Genomic DNA, 17,926 nt, shown 5'->3' with positions numbered 1-17,926 from the left:
GCAGCAGGCGCCGCGTTCCTCTTTGGTGAGCATCGCTTTCAGAGTCAGCCCACATGCCGCAATTTTTCATTGATCGACCAATTTTCGCCTGGGTAGTTGCCCTCTTCATTCTGCTGGCGGGGGTGTTGGCCATCCCGAACATGCCGGTTGCGCAGTACCCGGACGTGGCGCCTCCCGCCATCACGATCACCGCCACCTACCCCGGCGCATCGGCCAAGGAAGTGGCCGAGTCCGTCACCAGCATCATCGAAGACAAGCTCAACGGCGCGAAGGGCCTGATCTACTACGAGTCCGTCAGCGACTCGTACGGCACCTCGACCATCACCGCCACGTTCGCGCCCGGCACCAATCCCGACCTGGCGCAGGTGGACGTGCAGAACCGCGTGTCCAACGTGATCGCGCAACTGCCCTCGGCCGTGCAGCAGCAGGGCCTGCAGTACGAGCAGACCAGCACCGGCTTCCTGATGATCGTGACGGTGTCGTCCACCGACGGCTCGCTGGACCAGACCGCGCTGGCCGACTACATCACCCGCAACGTGCAGAACCCCGTTTCGCGCGTGCCGGGCGTGGGCCAGTTCCAGCTGTTCGCCGCGCCGCGCGCGATGCGCATCTGGGTGGATCCGGCCAAGCTGGTGGGCTTCAATCTCAGCATGGCCGAGGTCAACAGCGCGATCGCCGGCCAGAACGTGCTGGTGTCGGGCGGCAGCATCGGCGCGCCGCCCAATCCGGATTCGCAGCGCATCACCGCCACGGTCACGGCCAACGGCCAGCTCAGCACGGTCGACGGCTTCGGCCGGATCGTCCTGCGCGCCAATACCGACGGCTCCAAGGTGCTGCTGCGCGACGTCGCCCGCATCGAGGTGGGGGCGGACAACTACCAGTTCGGCGCCCGCCTGAACGGCATTCCCACCGCGGCCTTCGCCATCGTGCTGTCGCCCAACGCCAATGCGCTGGCCACGGCGCAGGGCGTGCGCCAGCAGATGGAAGAGCTGTCCAAGTATTTCCCCGGCAACATCAAGTACTCGGTTCCCTACGACACCGCGCCCTACGTGAAGGTGTCGATCGAGCAGGTGCTGCACACCCTGGCCGAAGCCATGGTGCTGGTGTTCCTGGTGATGTACCTGTTCCTGCAGAACGTGCGCTACACGCTGATCCCGGCGCTGGTCGTCCCGGTGGCCATGCTGGGGTCGTTCGCGGTGATGCTGGCGCTCGGGTTCTCGATCAACGTGCTCACCATGTTCGCGATGGTGCTGGCCATCGGGATTCTCGTCGACGACGCCATCGTGGTGGTCGAAAACGTCGAACGGATCATGGCGACGGAGGGCCTGCCGCCCAAAGAGGCCACCAAGAAAGCGATGCCGCAGATCAGCGGCGCCATCATCGGCATCACGCTGGTGCTGGTGACCGTGTTCCTGCCGCTGGCCTTCATGAGCGGTTCGGTGGGCGTGATCTACCGGCAGTTCTCGGTGGCCATGGCCGTGTCGATCTTCTTCTCGGCCCTGCTGGCGCTGACCTTCACGCCGGCGCTGTGCGCCACCATCCTCAAGCCGGTGGCCAAGGGCCACCATGAGGACAAGAAGGGATTCTTCGGCTGGTTCAACCGCAAGTTCGACGCCACCACCCACGGCTACCAGAACTGGGTGTCGCGCATCCTGCACAAGGGCGGCCGCATGATGCTGGTCTTCCTGGTGCTGGTCCTGCTGCTGGGCTGGCTGTACCTGCGACTGCCGTCGTCGTTCCTGCCCGAGGAAGACCAGGGCTACGTGATCAGCAACATCGAGCTGCCCACGGGCGCCAGCGCCAACCGCACGGTCGAGGTGATCGAGCAGGTCGAAAAGTACTTCAGCAGCCTGCCGGCGGTCGAGAACATCATCGCCGTGCAGGGCTACAGCTTCAACGGCAACGGCCTGAACGCCGCCATCGCGTTCACCACGCTCAAGGACTTCAAGGACCGCAAGGAGCGCAAGGATTCCGCGGGCGCGATCGCCTTCACCGCGTTCGAGAAGCAGCTGATGGGCATCCACGACGCGCAGGTGTTCACCCTGGTGCCGCCGGCCATCTCGTCGCTGGGCAACGCCACCGGCTTCGACCTGCGCCTGCAGGACCGCGGGTCCGCCGGCACCGACGCGCTGGCTGCCGCCACGGCCCAGCTGATGGGCGAGGCCATGAAGAGCCCGGTGCTGTCGCAGGTGCGTATCACCGGCCTGGCCGCGGGCACGCAGCTCAGCCTGAACATCGACCGCGACAAGGCGGCGGCGCTGGGGGTGGACTTCAACGAAGCCGCCACGCTCGTTTCCACGGCGGTCGGTTCGGCCTACCTGAGCAAGTTCCCCAACATGGGCCGGATGCAGAATATCTGGGTGCAGGCCGACGCGCCGTACCGCATGCAGCTGTCGGACGTGCTCAAGCTGAACGCGCGCAACGTGCAGGGTGGGATGGTGCCGCTGTCGACGTTCGTGACGGCCGAATGGGTCCAGGGTCCGGTGCAGGTGGTGCGCTACAACAGCTACGAGTCGATGCGTATCGGCGGCAGCTCGGCGGCCGGCTACACCACGGGCGAGGCCATGGAGGAAATGCAGCGCCTGGTCGGGCAGTTGCCGCAAGGCTTCGGCTACGAGTGGACGGGCCTTTCCTACCAGGAACGCCAGGCCGGCAACCAGGCTCCTATCCTGATGGGCCTGTCGCTGCTGGTGGTGTTCCTGGTGCTGGCCGCGCTGTATGAAAGCTGGGCCATCCCGATTTCCGTGATGCTGGTGGTGCCGCTGGGCATGCTGGGCGCGGTGGCGCTGGTCAGCGCGCTGGGCATGTCCAACGACGTGTACTTCCAGGTGGGGATGGTGACCGTGATCGGGCTGGCGGCCAAGAACGCCATTCTTATCGTGGAGTTCGCCAAGGACCAGTACGCGCGGGGCATGGGGCTGTACGAGTCCGCGGTTGAAGCCGCACGCCTGCGCTTCCGGCCGATCCTGATGACGTCGCTGGCGTTCATCCTGGGCGTGATCCCGCTGGCGCTGGCCACCGGCGCGGGCGCCGCCAGCCAGCGCGCGGTGGGCCTGGGCGTGCTGGGCGGCATGCTGGCCGCCACGCCGTTCGCGGTGATCTTCGTTCCGACCTTCTTCGTGGTGGTGCTGGGCCTGTTCAAGACGCGGCCCCGCCTGCTGGGCGCCGAACTGCGCGCCTTCGAGGAAGAGCAGGCCGCCAAGAAGGCAGAGGCCGGACAGGCCGCTGCCCCGGCGACGCCGCAACCCGCACAACCCACTGGTGGCCAGGAGGGCAAGGAATGAAAGCCCTGAAGTTGAAACAGACCGCCTTGTCCGCCTTCGTGGCGGTGGCGTTGGCCGGCTGCTCGCTGGCGCCCGACTACAAGCGTCCCGATGCGCCCGTGAGCGGCTCGTGGCCCGACCAGCCCAAGGTGCAGTACGGCGCCTATTCCCGCGCGACCACGCTGGGCACGCAGCCGTCTTCCGACGTCATGCCGGAAGCGGGCACGCCCGCGGCGGACCTGGGTTGGCGCGAATTCTTCCGTGATCCGCGCCTGCAGGCCCTGATCGAGCTGTCCCTGGTCAACAACCGCGACCTGCGCGTGGCGGTGCAGCGCGTCGAAGAGGCGCGGGCGCAGTACGGCATCCAGCGCGGGGCGCAATGGCCCAGCATCGGCGCCGGCATCCAGGGCCAGCGCCAGCATCTGCCGGCCAACATGCGGCAGGGCGGCTCCGACGCCAGTTCCATCAGCAGTTCGTACCAGGCCGGGATCGGCCTGACCACGTTCGAGATCGACCTGTTCGGCCGCCTGCGCAACCTGTCCGAAGCGGCGTACCAGCAGTACCTGTCGACGGAACAGGCGCAAAAGACGGTGCATATCACCCTGGTGGGCTCGGTGGCGCAGTCGTATTTCAACCTGCGCGCCGCCGAGGTCCAGCTTGACCTGACCCAGCGCACGCTGGCGTCGCGCCAGGAATCCTACGATCTGGTCAAGCGCCGCTTCGACGGCGGCGTGGCGTCCGAACTGGACCTGAACCAGGCCAAGTCGCTGCTGGACACGGCGTCCGCCGACCTGGCGCAACTGGCCCGGGCGCGCGCCCAGGCCATGAACGCGCTGGTGCTGGTGGTGGGCACGCCGCTGCCCGATACGCTGCCCCCGTCCGCGGAATTCGGGCGCGACCAGTTGCTGGCCACCGTGCCGTCCGGCCTGCCGTCCGACCTGCTCGAACGCCGGCCCGACATCGCGGCCGCGGAAAACCAGCTGCTTTCCGCCAACGCCAACATCGGCGCGGCGCGCGCGGCGTTCTTCCCGACCATCTCGCTGACCGGCCTGCTGGGCGTGGCCAGCCCGTCGCTGGGCGATTTGTTCAAGGGCGGCCAGGGCTACTGGAGCTTCTCCCCGTCGATCACCACGCCGCTCTTTGCGGGCGGCAGCATCCGCGAAGGGCTCAACCTGGCCAAGGCGCGCGACAATATCGCGGTGGCGCAATACGAACAGACCATCCAGCAGGCATTCCGCGAAGTGTCGGACGCGCTGGCGGGCGAAGCGACCTACGGGGCGCAGCTCGATGCCCAGCGCGCGCTGCAGGATTCGTCGGCGCGCACCCTGGAACTGTCGAATTTGCGGTATACCAACGGTATCGACAGCTACCTGCAGGTGCAGACCGCGCAGGTGGACTTTTTCAACGCCCAGCTGTCGCTGGTGCAGACCGGCCTGGCCGCGCTGATCAACCGCGTGGAGCTCTACAAGGCGCTGGGCGGCGGCTGGGAAGAAACAACGAAAGTGCAATGATAGAACTTGGTGTAAACATCGATCACGTCGCAACCCTGCGGCAGCAACGCCATACGGCCTACCCCGATCCGATCGCCGCCGCGCTGCGCGCGGAAGACGCCGGGGCCGACCTGATCACCCTGCATCTGCGCGAAGACCGCCGCCACATCCAGGACGCGGACGTCTATGCCATCCGGCCGCAGCTGCGCACCCGCATGAACCTGGAATGCGCGGTCACGCCTGAAATGCTGGAGATCGCCTGCGCGGTCAAGCCCAGCGACGTCTGCCTGGTGCCCGAAAAGCGCACCGAGCTCACGACGGAAGGGGGCCTGGAAGTGGCGGGCGCCATGGGTCCGGTGTCGGATGCGGTGGCGCTGCTGGCCGAGGCCGGCATCCGCGTGTCGCTCTTCATCGATCCGGACCCCGTGCAGATCGCCGCGGCGGCCAAGGCCGGCGCGCCCGTGATCGAACTGCATACCGGCGCCTATGCCGAAGCCGAGGGCGAGGCCGCCGAAGCCGAATTGCAGCGCATCCGCCTGGCGGTGGCCGAAGGCCTGCGCCACGGCCTGCGCGTGAACGCCGGGCACGGCCTGCACTACGGCAACGTCAAGCCGGTGGCGGCGCTGGACGGCATTTCCGAACTCAATATTGGCCACGCCATCGTGGCGCAGGCGATTTTCGACGGCTGGGAAAAGGCGGTGCGCGACATGAAGGCGCTGATGGTGCAGGCGCGGCTGCACGCCCTGCGCGGCGCCTGAGCGCGGGCCGATGACGACATCCGACGCTTTTCCTGCGAAGCCGCCCATGCCTGAACCGTCGTCCTCCGCCACGCCGCCCGGCGCCATCGCCGGCATCGGCATGGATCTCCTGCGCATCGACCGCATCGAGCGCGCCCTGGCGCGCCACGGCGACCGCTTCGCCGAGAAGATCCTGGGCGTCGAGGAACTGCAGAAGTTCCATGCCCGCCGCGCGCGCGATCCCGTCCGCGGCCTGCGCTTCCTGGCGACGCGCTTCGCCGCCAAAGAGGCGTTTTCCAAGGCGATCGGACTGGGCATGCGCATGCCCATGACCTGGCGCCGCGTGCAGACGCTGAACGCGCCGGGCGGCCGTCCGGTGCTGGTGATCGCGCCCGAACTGCTGGACTGGTATGAGCAGCGCTTCGGCGCCGCCCATGTTTCCATTACCGATGAATCCGACATGGCCGCCGCGTACGTGGTGGTCGAGCGCAAGCCCTGAGCCCGGGCTCTCCCGGCCGGCTTGCCGCGCACAGATACAAGGACAGCCCTATGGCCAAGAAAAAATCCAAGGCGGTTCTGCCTCCCGGCCCCGTCATGGTCGACGTGGCGGGATATACGCTGACGAAGGCCGAAAAGAAGCGCCTGCGCCACCCCCTGGTGGGCGGCGTCATTCTTTTCGCCCGCAACTTCGAGAACCGCGCCCAGCTTACCGAGCTGACCCGCCAGATCCACAAGGCCCGCAAGGAGCCCCTGCTGATCCTGGTCGACCACGAAGGCGGCCGCGTGCAGCGCTTCCGCGACGACGGCTTCACCGCCTTGCCCGCGATGCGCGAACTCGGTGCGCTGTGGGACCGCGATCCCCTGAACGCGATGCGCCTGGCGACCGAAGCCGGCTACGTCCTGGCCGCCGAGCTGCGCGCCTGCGGCGTGGACATGAGCTTCACGCCGGTGCTGGACCTGGACTACGGTGTCAGCAAAGTGATCGGCAATCGCGCCTTCCACTCTGACCCGCGCGTGGTGACGATGCTGTCGCGCGCGCTGGTGCAGGGCCTGGCGCTTGCCGGCATGTCCGCCTGCGGCAAGCACTTCCCGGGCCACGGTTTCGTGGGCGCGGACTCGCACCACGAGATTCCCGTGGATCCGCGCACGCTGGACGAGATCCTGAAGGACGACGCCGCGCCGTATGCCTGGCTGGGCGACGCCGTGCTGCCGTCCGTGATGCCCGCGCACGTGATCTATCCCAAGGTCGACAAGCATCCGGCCGGCTTCTCCAAGCGCTGGGTGCAGGACATCCTGCGCAAGCGCCTGGGGTACGACGGCGTCGTGTTCTCGGACGACCTGACCATGGAAGGCGCTTCGGTCGCCGGCGATATCCTGGACCGCGCCAACGCCGCGCTGCGGGCCGGCTGCGACATGGTGCTGGTGTGCAATCGGCCGGACCTGGCCGACGAGCTGCTGTCGCGGCTGGAATTCGACCACCCGCCCGAGTCCGTTGCCCGCATCCGCCGCCTGATGCCGCGCTTCGATGCGCCCGACTGGGACACCTTGCAGGCTGAAAGCCGTTACCAGAATGCCCGACGACTTCAATCTCAAATCGTTCCTGTCTGACCTGCCGCATCTGCCGGGCGTGTACCGGCACCTGGATGCGGCCGGCGAGGTCATGTATGTCGGCAAGGCGCGCGACCTGAAGAAGCGCGTCTCGTCGTATTTCCAGAAGAACCTGTCCAGCCCGCGCATTGCCCAGATGGTGGCGAAGGTGGCGCGGCTGGAGGTCACGGTGACGCGCTCCGAGGCGGAAGCGCTGATCCTGGAAAACAACCTCATCAAGAGCCTGAAGCCGCGCTACAACATCCTGTTCCGCGACGACAAGTCCTATCCCTACCTGCATATCACCGGCCACGACTGGCCGCGCATTGCCTACTACCGCGGCGCCACCAACAAGCGCGGCCAGTTCTTCGGCCCGTTCCCCAACGCCTGGGCCGTGCGCGAGACCATCCAGATCCTGCAGAAGGTGTTCCGCCTGCGCACCTGCGAGGACAGCGTCTTCGCCAACCGTTCGCGCCCCTGTCTGCTGCATCAGATCGGCCGCTGCTCGGCGCCCTGCGTCGGGGCGATCGAGGCGGCCGAGTATGAACGCGACGTGGAGCGCGCCGTGCGCTTCCTAAATGGCGAGGCCAAGGATGTGATGGGCGAGATCGAGGCCCGCATGCAGCAGGCCTCCAGCGAACTGCGCTTCGAGGAAGCCGCCGCGCTGCGCGACCAGATGGGATCGCTGGCGCGCGTGCTGCACCAGCAGACCATGGAAAACGTCAGCGGCGAGGACACCGACATCATCGCGGTGGCGGTCGCCGGCGGCAAGGTGTGCGTGAACCTGGCGATGGTGCGCGGCGGCCGCCACCTGGGCGACAAGCCGTTCTTTCCCACGCACGCCGAGGGCGAGGCCGCGCCGCAGGTGCTGGAAGCCTTCGTGGCCCAGCACTACACGGACAACGCCATGCCGCCCGTGCTGGTCTGTTCGCACGCCTTGCCCGATCCGGACCTGATCGCGCTGCTGGTCGAGCAGGCGGGCGGGCGCCCCTCGCGGGTGCTGACGCGCCCGCAGGGCACGCGCCGGTCCTGGCTGGAGCAGGCGGTCAAGAACGCCGAGATGGCGCTGGCGCGCGCGCTGACCGAATCCGGCGCCCGCGCGGCCCGCACCCTGGCGCTGGCCGAGGCGCTGGACCTGGATACGGACGAAGCCGCGCTGGATGCGCTGCGCATCGAGTGCTTCGACATCAGCCATACGGCCGGCGAGGCCACGCAGGCCTCCTGTGTGGTGTTCGAGCATCACGACATGCAGCCTTCGCTCTACCGCCGCTACAACATCGCGGGCATTACCCCGGGCGACGACTACGCCGCGATGCGCCAGGTGCTGACCCGGCGCTTCGCCAAGGTGGCGGACGGCGACGCCCAGATGCCCGGGCTGGTCCTGATCGACGGCGGCAAGGGCCAGGTCGAGGTCGCCCGCAAGGTATTCGCGGAGCTGGGCCTGGACATCCAGACGCTGGTGGGCGTGGCCAAGGGGGAAGGGCGCAAGGTCGGCCTGGAAACCCTGGTCTTCGCCGACGAGCGCCCGCCCGTGGCGCTGGGCGGCGAATCCGCCGCGCTGATGCTGATCGCCCAGGTGCGCGACGAAGCGCACCGCTTCGCCATCACCGGCATGCGCGCCCGCCGCGCCAAGACCCGCAACGTGTCGCGGCTGGAGGAAATCGAAGGCGTCGGCGCCCGCCGCCGCCAGCGCCTGCTCGCCCGCTTCGGCGGATTCTCGGGCGTCGCCTCGGCCAGCATCGAAGACCTGGCGTCCGTGGACGGCATCTCCCAGGACTTGGCCATCCGCATTTATGAGGCGCTGCGCTGACACCCGGAACCACCCCAAAATCCCGCAACCTGGCAACGACCTCACAATCGAGCGACCCGGGCCGCGCGGATCCGGCTCCGCCGGTCCGCTGCGGCGCCCCCTGGGGGGAAGCGCCGCAGGCGCTTCGGGGGGGCCTCTTTTTGTTAGCATACGAACACTATGCCAATTAACGTTCCAATAATCCTGACATGGCTGCGTATCGCCATGATTCCGCTGGTGGTCGGGCTGTTCTACCTGCCCGAGAGCTGGATGTCTGTGCCCATGCGCGATACCTTCGCTGCCTGGGCTTTCATCATTGCCGCGCTGACCGACTGGTTCGACGGCTGGCTCGCCCGGCGCTGGAACCAGACTTCGGCATTCGGCGCCTTCCTGGACCCCGTGGCGGACAAGCTGATGGTCTGCGCCGCCCTGATCGTCCTGCTGGACCTGAGCCGCGTCGACGCGTTCATCTCGCTGATCATCATCGGCCGCGAGATCACGATTTCCGCCCTGCGCGAATGGATGGCCAAGATCGGCGCCAGCGCCAGCGTGGCGGTGCATCGGCTGGGCAAGTTCAAGACCGCCGCCCAGATGGTGGCGATTCCCTGCCTGCTGTATAACCAGTCGATCCACGGCGTCAACACCAAGCTGCTGGGCGATGTCCTGATCATCGTGGCGGCGGTGCTGACGGTGTGGTCGATGCTGTACTACCTGCAGCGCGCCTGGCCCGCCATCCGCGAAAAGGCCCTGTAGGCGGGATTCGCCTGCGCCGGCTCTCCTTGCCGGCCTGATGTGCACGAATGACCCCACGGCGGCCCGGCTCGCGCAAGACGGCCGCCGTGGCGCTTCAAGAGCGATATGCCGGCTCGACCCGGCAGCAAGAGCGATATGCTGGCCCGATCCGGCACGGCCCCGCGCCGCAATCGCCGCGAACACGACGCCCGGGCGGATGCCCGGCCGTCGCCGGAGACAACCCGCGAGCCGCCCCGTGCGGCCGCAACCTGCCGCTGCCCGCGGCTTATTGCAATGAACACCGCAACCGCTGCAAGCCCCATGCTCTCGGACGCCGACATCCGCCGGCGCGACTGGAAGATCATCCTGCTCATCGGCGTGGCGCACGCGTCGTCCCACTTCTTCCAGCTGGTCCTGCCGTCGCTCTACGTCGCGCTGGGCACGGAGTTCGACCTGGACTTCGCGCGGCTGGGGCTGCTGGTGTCGACCTTCTACGTGGTGTCGGGCATCGGCCAGGCCTCGTCGGGCTTCGTGGTCGACCGGATCGGCGCGCGGCCGGTGCTGTGGTTCGGGCTGGGCTGCTTCGTGCTGTCCGGGCTGCTGATCGGGTCCGCGACGGGCTATGCCATGCTGATGGCCGCGGCGGTCGTGGGCGGCATCGGCAATTCGGTGTTCCATCCGGCGGACTACTCCATCATCAACCATCGCATCACCGCCCCGCGCCTGGGCCATGCGTTTTCGGCGCATGGACTGACCGGCAACCTGGGCTGGGCCCTCACGCCCGTGTTCATCACGTCCATCACGCTGCTGGCCAACTGGCGCGTGGCGGCCTACAGCGCCGCCGGCCTGGTGGCGCTGGTGCTGTTGCTGACCGTGCTGGGACGCAGCCTGCTCGGCGGCCCGTCGCCGCTGGAAGCCCGGCCCGACGGCAAGGATGGCGCCACGGCCAGGCCCGCCGCCAAGCCCCAGGAAGGCGTTCTGGCCACCCTGGCCGCGCTGCTGGCCAAGCCCGCGCTGTGGGGCGCATTCCTGTTCTTTGCCTGCACCTCCATCGCCCTGTCATCGGTGCAGAACTACACCATTCCGCTGCTGGGCCAGCTGTACGACCTGTCCAAGGTCACCGCCAGTTCGGCGTTGTCGGGCTACATGGTGGCCTCGGCGGTGGGCATGGCGGCCGGGGGCTTCCTGGTGTCGGCCAATCCGCGCACGGAGCGCACGGTGATGGTGGCGCTGATCCTGGCCGGGCTGACGCTGGTGGTGCTGGCGCTGGGCCTGGTGCCCCCCGTGCTGGCCGCGCCCGTGGTGGCGCTGGCCGGCTTCTGCTCCGGCGTGGCCGCGCCGTCGCGCGACATGCTGATCCGCCGCGTGACGCCCAAGGGGTCCACCGGGTCGGTCTACGGCCTGGTGTATTCGGGCATGGACGTGGGATCGGCGCTGGGACCGCTGGCCTTCGGCCTGCTGCTCGACGCCGGCCTGCGCCAGGGACCTTGGGTGGGGGCAGGCGTGGCGTTCACGGCGGCGGCCTTCCTGGCGCAATGGATCGCGGTCCAGGCACGGCGCGCCGAGCCTGCCCCGATGGCGGCCTCGGCCCGGTCCTGACAAGGCGATTCGCTGTCGGCGCCCAGGGTTTTTCCTTGAGCGCCGTCAACCTTCCTGTTGGCCTTCGTGCGGCGGCTTGCGCGGCTTGATGCCCCGCAAAGCCGTTCCGTCCCTTGCTCGCTGTAATAACCCTGAAGTCAGACAGGTTATTCACAGGAGAAGCAAATGAGAAAGCAAAGCACGCTGCTGGCCGTCGGGATCGTACTGAGCCTGTGGGCCGGGCAAGCCTGGAGCGCAGCGCAGGAACCCATACAACCGATCGAGCCCGCCGTCGTCAAGGATCCGGCCAAGGTCGAGCTGGGCAAGAAGCTCTTCTTTGATCCGCGCCTGTCGCGCTCCGGCGCGATCTCCTGCAACTCCTGTCATAACCTGGCCATGGGCGGGTCGGACAACCTGAAGGCCTCCATCGGCCACAAGTGGCAGCAGGGCGGGATCAACTCGCCCACGGTGCTCAATTCCAGCCTGAACATCGCCCAGTTCTGGGATGGCCGCGCCAAGGACCTGCGCGAGCAGGCGGGCGGTCCCATCGAAAACCCCATGGAGATGGCCTCCACGCACGAGCTGGCCGTGCAGGTGCTCAATTCCATCCCGGGCTACCGCGCCGAATTCAAGCAGGTCTTCGGCAAGGACAGCATCACGATCGGCGAGGTGACCAGCGCGCTGGCCGCGTTCGAGGAAACGCTGGTCACGCCCAACTCCCGCTTTGACCAATGGCTCAAGGGCGACAAGAAGGCGCTGACGGTGCGCGAGCTGGGCGGCTATGAACTCTTCAAGAACAGCGGCTGCGTGGCCTGCCACAACGGCGTGGCCGTGGGCGGCAACTCGTTCCAGAAGATGGGGCTGGTGACGCCGTACGTCACCGAGAACAAGGCCGAAGGGCGGGCGGGCGTGACCGGCAAGGACGCGGACCGCTTCAACTTCAAGGTGCCGACCCTGCGCAACGTGGCGCTGACCTATCCCTACTTCCACGACGGCGAGGCGGCCACGCTGACGCAGGCGGTGGACGTGATGGGCCGGCTGCAACTGGGCCGCAACTTCACGCCGGACGAGAACGCGCAGATCGTGGCGTTCCTGAAGACGCTGACGGGCGACCAGCCGGTCATCCAGTACCCGGTGCTGCCGCCGTCGGAAGACGACACGCCGCGGCCTGAACCCTTCGTGAAGTAAAGCAGCGCGGCCGCCCCAGGGGCGGCCGCTTTCATTCCATTACTGGCGGACGGTGCGCATGTCCGCGGGCGGCGCGGATTCGAAGTTGCTGCGCCACGGATTGATGTCCAGGCCGCCGCGGCGCGTGTAGCGCGCGTATACGGTCAGCTGTTCGGGGCCGCAGGCGGCCATGATGTCGCTGAAGATCCGCTCGACGCAGTGCTCGTGGAATTCCGCATGCTGGCGGAACGACACCACGTAGCGCAGCAGCGATTCGCGGTCTATCGGCGCGCCGCGGTAGCGGATCTGCACCGTCGCCCAATCGGGCTGGCCCGTCACGGGGCAGTTCGACTTCAACAGGCGCGACGCCAGGGTCTCTTCGACCACGTCGCCCGGCCGGGTGCGCAGCAGCTCGGGCGCGGGCTCGTACGTGTCGATCTCGATATCCAGCTTGTCGATGTAGATGCCGTCCAGCTCGCCCATCTGCAATTCGGAAAAGCGCTGCGGCAAAAAGAAATCCAGGCCGACCGGCGCGCCCGCGGCCGCGCTCAGGTCGCGCTCCAGCCGGCCGCGCAGCGCGGCGGAGTTGACCAGGCGGGTCTGGTTGAACGAATTCAGGTACAGCTTGAACGACTTGGACTCGATGATGTTGGGGCTGTCGGCCGGCACCGAGAACGTGGCCATGGCCACCCGCGGCTTGCCCTTGGCGTCCAGCCACGACAGCTCGTAGGCGTTCCACAGGTCTACGCCCCTGAAGGGCAGGTTGTCGGCGCTGAGATTGAGCGCCGCGCGGTTGTGCGAGCGCGCGATGGGAAAGAGCAGCGAGGGGTCGTATTGCGAGGCGTACGCCACGCTCTGCCCGAGCGGGCCGTGAGACAGGGTCATAACTGAGTCATCGAAAACGGGATGGATGCCGGCATTGTAGGCCTTGCCAAAATCGCCAATTTTCCACACTGTGAAATGTAACCCTCGTCATGTGAAAGTGCCTGCTGCGCAGCAGCGCGAGGGCATTTCACAGATGATAATGGCGTTTCACTATACGAAATTGATTCTATAAACAATTGATTTATATGAATAATAATTTTTGTCTTGTATAAGACCTGGGCTCACATTGCTCCGCAGCAGAGGCATAGACTTTGTCCAACGATTCACGCAACGCAAGACGCGAATCTTTTGAAGTTCTCTCATCACTGACCAGGAGCATCACAATGAGCACTCGCGAAACCGAAATCCGCAATCTGCAGAAAGATTGGGCCGAAAACACCCGCTGGCAGGGCATCAAGCGCGACTACAGCGCCGAAGACGTCATCCGCCTGCGCGGCTCGATCGGCGTCGAACACACGCTGGCCCGCCGCGGCGCCACCCGCCTGTGGGAACTGCTGCATAGCGAGCCTTTCGTGAATTCGCTGGGCGCCCTGACCGGCAACCAGGCCATGCAGCAGGTCAAGGCCGGCCTGAAGGCCATCTACCTGTCCGGCTGGCAGGTCGCCGGCGACGCCAACCTGGCCGGCGAAATGTACCCCGACCAGTCGCTGTACCCCGCCAACTCGGTGCCGCAGGTGGTCCGCCGCATCAACAACTCGCTGACCCGCTGCGACCAGATCCAGTGGATGGAAGGCAAGAACCCCGGCGACGAAGGCTACATCGACTTTTTCGCGCCCATCGTGGCGGACGCCGAAGCCGGCTTCGGCGGCGTGCTCAACGCCTATGAACTGATGAAGGCCATGATCGAGGCCGGCGCCTCGGGCGTGCACTTCGAAGACCAGCTCGCCTCCGTGAAGAAGTGCGGCCACATGGGTGGCAAGGTGCTGGTGCCGACCCGCGAAGCCGTCGCCAAGCTGGTGTCGGCCCGCCTGGCCGCCGACACGATGGGCACGCCCACCGTGCTGCTGGCGCGCACCGACGCCGACGCCGCCGACCTGGTGACCAGCGACGTCGACGAAAACGACCGTCCCTTCATCACCGGCGAACGCACCGTCGAAGGCTTCTTCCGCACTCGCGCCGGCATCGACCAGGCCATCTCGCGCGGCCTGGCCTATGCGCCGTACGCCGACCTGATCTGGTGCGAAACGTCCACGCCCAACCTGGAATACGCCCGCAAGTTCGCGGACGCCATCCATCGCCAGTTCCCGGGCAAGCTGCTGGCCTACAACTGCTCGCCGTCCTTCAACTGGAAGAAGAACCTGGACGACGGCACCATCGCCAAGTTCCAGCGCGAGCTGGGCGCCATGGGCTACAAGTTCCAGTTCATCACGCTGGCCGGTTTCCATGCGCTGAACTACGGCATGTTCGAACTGGCCCACGGCTATGCCCGCCGCCAGATGAGCGCCTTCGTGGAACTGCAGCAGAAGGAATTCGCCGCTGCCGAACTGGGCTTCACCGCCGTGAAGCACCAGCGCGAAGTGGGCACGGGCTACTTCGACGCCGTGACCCAGACGATCGAGGGCGGCAAGTCGTCGACCACCGCGCTGACCGGCTCCACCGAGGAAGCGCAGTTCGAACACGGCAAGTCGCAGAAGGCGGCGTAACGAGAAAGTTTTTGCAGTTGTAGTTGCAGGTGCTGTTGTAGGGTGGATTCGGGGTGCCTGCGGGCACCCTTTTTTTTGGCGTTTAACGTTCCATCGTTCGCGGCTGCGGGCTGACCAAGCTAAGCGTCAGGCTATTGCGGGCTCACAAACAACTGCACCAGTTTCCGCACGCAGCCGGGCATCGCGTCGAGCTCGTGTACCAGCACGCTTCGCTCCCGAATACTCCAATCCTCGGCCAGCGGCAATGTCGTGAGGCGCATGGTGCGCTGATGCCGTTGCGCAGCGGATTCTGGAATGATCCCGATGCCGACGCCGCTTTCTATCATCCGGCAGATGGCCTCATAGCTTGACAGCTGGATGCGCAATGGAAGGGTTCGGCCCAATCGCTGTACTTGCCTTGTCACGAGGTCGAATAGTGTGCTGCCCTGGTGATAGGTGATGTGAGGGAATTCGAGCGTATCGGCCAGACGCACCGACGCCATCTGCGCAAGTGCATGGCCTTGCGGCAACACCAGCACCAATCTGTCCATGCTGTAGGGAATGACTTCAAGACCTTGAGCATCGACCGGTCCGGCAATAAGCCCCAGCTCTGCAGCGCCCTCGAGGACGCCGCGGACAATATCGCGTGAAAGGCGTTCCTGCAGGTCAACCGTGACGGCCGGGTGCTCCGCCATGAATCCCGCGAGCACCTCAGGCAGAAACTCGGTGACCGCAGTGGTGTTGGCGAAGATTCGAATATGGCCGACGAGATCGCCGCCGTAATCGGAAAACTCCTCTTTTATGCAGGCCACCTGACGCATCAGGACGCGTGCGTGTTTCAGAAGTCTCTCGCCGGCTGGAGTCAGGGTCACGCCGCGGCTGTCGCGATACAACAGTCTGGCGCCTAGCTGTGTCTCGAGGGACTTGATCCTGGCGCTCGTTGCCGCAGTGGACAAGTTGGCTCGGCGGGCGCCCTGAGTGACGCTCGGCGATTCCGCAACCTGAATGAATACGCGTAAGTCAGATAGCTCGAAGTGCATTGGATCTCGTGCTAAGACAGGCTCGATGATCATCTTAGCCGGCGTTCGGTTTGACCGATACCCCCTGCGGGATATTCAAGATTCTCCGAATGCTCGCGCGTCCTTAGCATTTGTCTGTCGCATATCTCGCCCTTTGGGCCTCGCGTCAACAGTGAAGGACTACAGCATGAAAATCATCGATTCAGACGTTCACCCCTGGGTGCCGGGCGATATCGAAGGGCTCAAGCCTTACATGAGCAAGAGCTGGCAGATGCGTTTTGAAGGAAAGCGCGCCATTTTGCCTGACCATCCCCTGCGGCCCCCGCTGGCAGGCGCTACCTCGATTCGTCGCGACGCGACCACTCCCAGTGGCGGCATCGGTGGATCGGACCCGCGCTTCCTGGCCCAAGACCACTTGGACAAGCTCGACATCCACTACGCGATCCTATCCTCGATCCAGGCCGGCAAGCTTGTATCGCTTCCCAACTCGGGCGAAGCGGTCATGCTGGCCCGCGCTTTCAACGACTACTTCATCGACCAATGGCTGGGTGTGGATGATCGCTACCGCCTGGCGATGTGCGTTGCAGCCCATGATCCCAAGGAAGCGGCGGCAGAGATTCGACGCGTCGGCGGGCGAAGCGACGTCGTGGCGGTTTACATGCCACTGGTCAATATTCTGATGGGAAATCCGTACTACTACCCGATTTACGAGGCGGCTCAAGACTTGGGCTTACCGATCCTGCTGCACCCTACCGGCACGGAAGGCGCCTTCCAGACCAGCGTCCACTTCGCTGGTGGCGTACCCAGCACTTATATCGAGCGCCATTCCTGTTTTCCGCAGATCGCGATGGGCAATATTTCCAGCATGCTCTTCGAAGGCGTATTTGTCCGATTTCCCGGTCTGAAGGTGCTTGCCGCCGAATTTGGTTTCGGATGGGTTCCCCACATGCTATGGCGATTCGACCAGAACTGGCGGCAATTCCGGCGGGAAGTGCCGTGGCTCGAGCAAGAGCCGAGCAAATATGTATTGGATCGAGTGCGGTTCACGAGCCAGCCGCTGGAAGAGCCGGAGAAGGACGAGTATCTGCTCCAGATCCTGGAAATGGTGCATGCGGATCGGACGATTCTGTTCAGCACGGACTATCCCCACTGGGACACTGATTATCCCCAGACGACGTTCCAGAGACTGCCAGCCGGAATGAAAGACCGCATCTTTTACGACAACGCAGCCGAACTCTTCGGCCTGGCATAAACCGAGAAAGGGAGGGCGGGTCATGGAGCATAAAGCAGCCAGTTTGAATGACATTCCCGAGAACGACGGGCTGACCGTGGACGTCGGGGGCCGGCCGATTGGCGTCTTCAGAGTCGGCGAGAAGGTCTACGCAGTCAAGAACATGTGCCCGCACAAGCGAGCGCCGCTTGCGATGGGCACCGTCGAGGGCACGATGCTTCCGACTTCCTGCGCTGGCAATTATCAGTACGGAATGGAGGGACAGGTCTTGAAGTGCCCGTGGCACGGCTGGGAATTCGACCTGGCAACCGGAAACTGCCTCTTCGGCGTCAGCGACAGCCGGGTCAAGACCTATCCAGCCTATGTTCGAGACGGATACGTATATATCGACGTCTGATGTTCCCGTCAGCGAGGCTTACATGAAGAAGCGAGAAATGTCGGAGAAGTTCGAGCGCGGCCTGGAGACGCGTCGGGCCGTGCTGGGTGACCGCTACGTCGAAAAAGCGCTGGACGGTGCCACGGACTACAACTGGCCCATGCAGGTGTTTGTCACCGAGTACTGCTGGGACGAAATCTGGAACCGGCCGGGCCTGAGTCGCAAGGAGCGTTCATTGCTGAACCTAGGCATGGTCGCGTCCCAGGGCCGCCCCAACGAGATGAAAGCGCATGTGCGTGGCGCCATCAACAACGGCTGGACCCGCGAGGAACTGCGAGAAGCGTTCCTGCAGATCGCGGCGTACTGCGGCGTTCCTACAGCCATCGACAGCTTCAAGATAGCTCAGGAGGTCTTCACTGAACTCGACGGGGAGGGCGGCGTATGAGCACG

The 17,926-nt window shown here is 65.6% G+C and carries 15 protein-coding genes; 13 read left to right on the top strand and 2 right to left on the bottom strand.

The genetic code is table 11. The features are described 5' to 3' along the window. Nucleotides 1–53: 53 nt before the first annotated feature. The 9 genes from ABE485_RS19955 (at nt 54) to ABE485_RS19915 (ending at nt 12,364) form a co-directional block, all read left to right on the top strand. On the top strand, nt 54–3,284 hold the full coding sequence (locus ABE485_RS19955; RefSeq protein WP_346517002.1) for an efflux RND transporter permease subunit: 3,231 nt from the start codon (nt 54–56) through the stop codon (nt 3,282–3,284). Beyond that, nucleotides 3,281–4,774, top strand: a complete 1,494-nt coding sequence (locus ABE485_RS19950; protein ID WP_346517001.1) for an efflux transporter outer membrane subunit — start codon at nt 3,281–3,283, stop codon at nt 4,772–4,774. The genes ABE485_RS19955 and ABE485_RS19950 overlap by 4 nt, the downstream gene beginning before the upstream one ends. Continuing rightward, nucleotides 4,771–5,511 (top strand): pyridoxine 5'-phosphate synthase, encoded by a 741-nt coding sequence (pdxJ, locus tag ABE485_RS19945; protein WP_346517000.1) that lies wholly within the window; start codon nt 4,771–4,773, stop codon nt 5,509–5,511. The genes ABE485_RS19950 and pdxJ overlap by 4 nt, the downstream gene beginning before the upstream one ends. A gap of 10 nt (nt 5,512–5,521) precedes the next feature. After that, nucleotides 5,522–5,989, top strand: coding sequence for a holo-ACP synthase (gene acpS, locus ABE485_RS19940; protein WP_430795449.1), 468 nt, complete (start codon nt 5,522–5,524; stop codon nt 5,987–5,989). A 50-nt stretch (nt 5,990–6,039) separates the two neighbouring features. Then, nucleotides 6,040–7,098 carry a beta-N-acetylhexosaminidase gene (nagZ, locus tag ABE485_RS19935; RefSeq protein ID WP_346516998.1) on the top strand — a complete coding sequence of 353 codons (1,059 nt, stop codon included), beginning with the start codon at nt 6,040–6,042 and terminating at the stop codon, nt 7,096–7,098. Further along, a complete protein-coding gene (gene uvrC, locus ABE485_RS19930; RefSeq protein ID WP_346516997.1) occupies nt 7,061–8,887 on the top strand; it encodes an excinuclease ABC subunit UvrC in 1,827 nt (608 codons plus the stop codon). The genes nagZ and uvrC overlap by 38 nt, the downstream gene beginning before the upstream one ends. A 159-nt stretch (nt 8,888–9,046) precedes the next feature. Next, nucleotides 9,047–9,619: a CDP-diacylglycerol--glycerol-3-phosphate 3-phosphatidyltransferase gene (pgsA, locus tag ABE485_RS19925; RefSeq protein ID WP_346516996.1), complete on the top strand. Its 573-nt coding sequence runs from the start codon at nt 9,047–9,049 to the stop codon at nt 9,617–9,619. Nucleotides 9,620–9,892: 273 nt separating this feature from the next. After that, a complete protein-coding gene (locus tag ABE485_RS19920) occupies nt 9,893–11,197 on the top strand; it encodes an MFS transporter (RefSeq protein WP_346516995.1) in 1,305 nt (434 codons plus the stop codon). Between the two features lie 165 nt (nt 11,198–11,362). Further along, nucleotides 11,363–12,364 (top strand): cytochrome-c peroxidase, encoded by a 1,002-nt coding sequence (locus ABE485_RS19915; protein WP_346516994.1) that lies wholly within the window; start codon nt 11,363–11,365, stop codon nt 12,362–12,364. A 39-nt stretch (nt 12,365–12,403) separates the two neighbouring features. On the opposite strand, the gene queF is transcribed toward ABE485_RS19915, so the two are convergent. After that, nucleotides 12,404–13,228 carry an NADPH-dependent 7-cyano-7-deazaguanine reductase QueF gene (queF, locus tag ABE485_RS19910; RefSeq protein WP_346516993.1) on the bottom strand — a complete coding sequence of 275 codons (825 nt, stop codon included), beginning with the start codon at nt 13,226–13,228 and terminating at the stop codon, nt 12,404–12,406. A 323-nt stretch (nt 13,229–13,551) separates the two neighbouring features. On the opposite strand from queF, the gene aceA reads away from it, so the two are divergent. Further along, a complete protein-coding gene (gene aceA, locus ABE485_RS19905) occupies nt 13,552–14,871 on the top strand; it encodes an isocitrate lyase (protein WP_346516992.1) in 1,320 nt (439 codons plus the stop codon). Nucleotides 14,872–15,002: 131 nt separating this feature from the next. On the opposite strand, the gene ABE485_RS19900 is transcribed toward aceA, so the two are convergent. After that, a complete protein-coding gene (locus ABE485_RS19900; RefSeq protein WP_346516991.1) occupies nt 15,003–15,890 on the bottom strand; it encodes a LysR family transcriptional regulator in 888 nt (295 codons plus the stop codon). Between the two features lie 166 nt (nt 15,891–16,056). Here ABE485_RS19900 and ABE485_RS19895 point away from each other — a divergent pair, with 166 nt between their 5' ends. Genes ABE485_RS19895 through ABE485_RS19885 form a run of 3 tightly spaced genes read left to right on the top strand, consistent with a single transcriptional unit; the run spans nt 16,057 to nt 17,921 of the window. After that, complete coding sequence (locus ABE485_RS19895; protein ID WP_346516990.1) at nt 16,057–17,121, top strand: amidohydrolase family protein; 1,065 nt, start codon at nt 16,057–16,059, stop codon at nt 17,119–17,121. Nucleotides 17,122–17,143: 22 nt separating this feature from the next. Then, nucleotides 17,144–17,497, top strand: a complete 354-nt coding sequence (locus tag ABE485_RS19890; RefSeq protein ID WP_346516989.1) for a Rieske (2Fe-2S) protein — start codon at nt 17,144–17,146, stop codon at nt 17,495–17,497. A 22-nt stretch (nt 17,498–17,519) separates the two neighbouring features. Beyond that, complete coding sequence (locus ABE485_RS19885) at nt 17,520–17,921, top strand: carboxymuconolactone decarboxylase family protein (RefSeq protein WP_346516988.1); 402 nt, start codon at nt 17,520–17,522, stop codon at nt 17,919–17,921. The last annotated feature ends 5 nt before the right edge of the window (nt 17,922–17,926 follow it).

This window comes from Achromobacter spanius, assembly GCF_039673305.1.
GTDB classification, from domain to species: Bacteria; Pseudomonadota; Gammaproteobacteria; order Burkholderiales; family Burkholderiaceae_B; genus Achromobacter; species Achromobacter spanius_F.
Note: the sequence above shows the minus strand (reverse complement) of the source record. Positions and strands in the feature narration are given on the sequence as shown.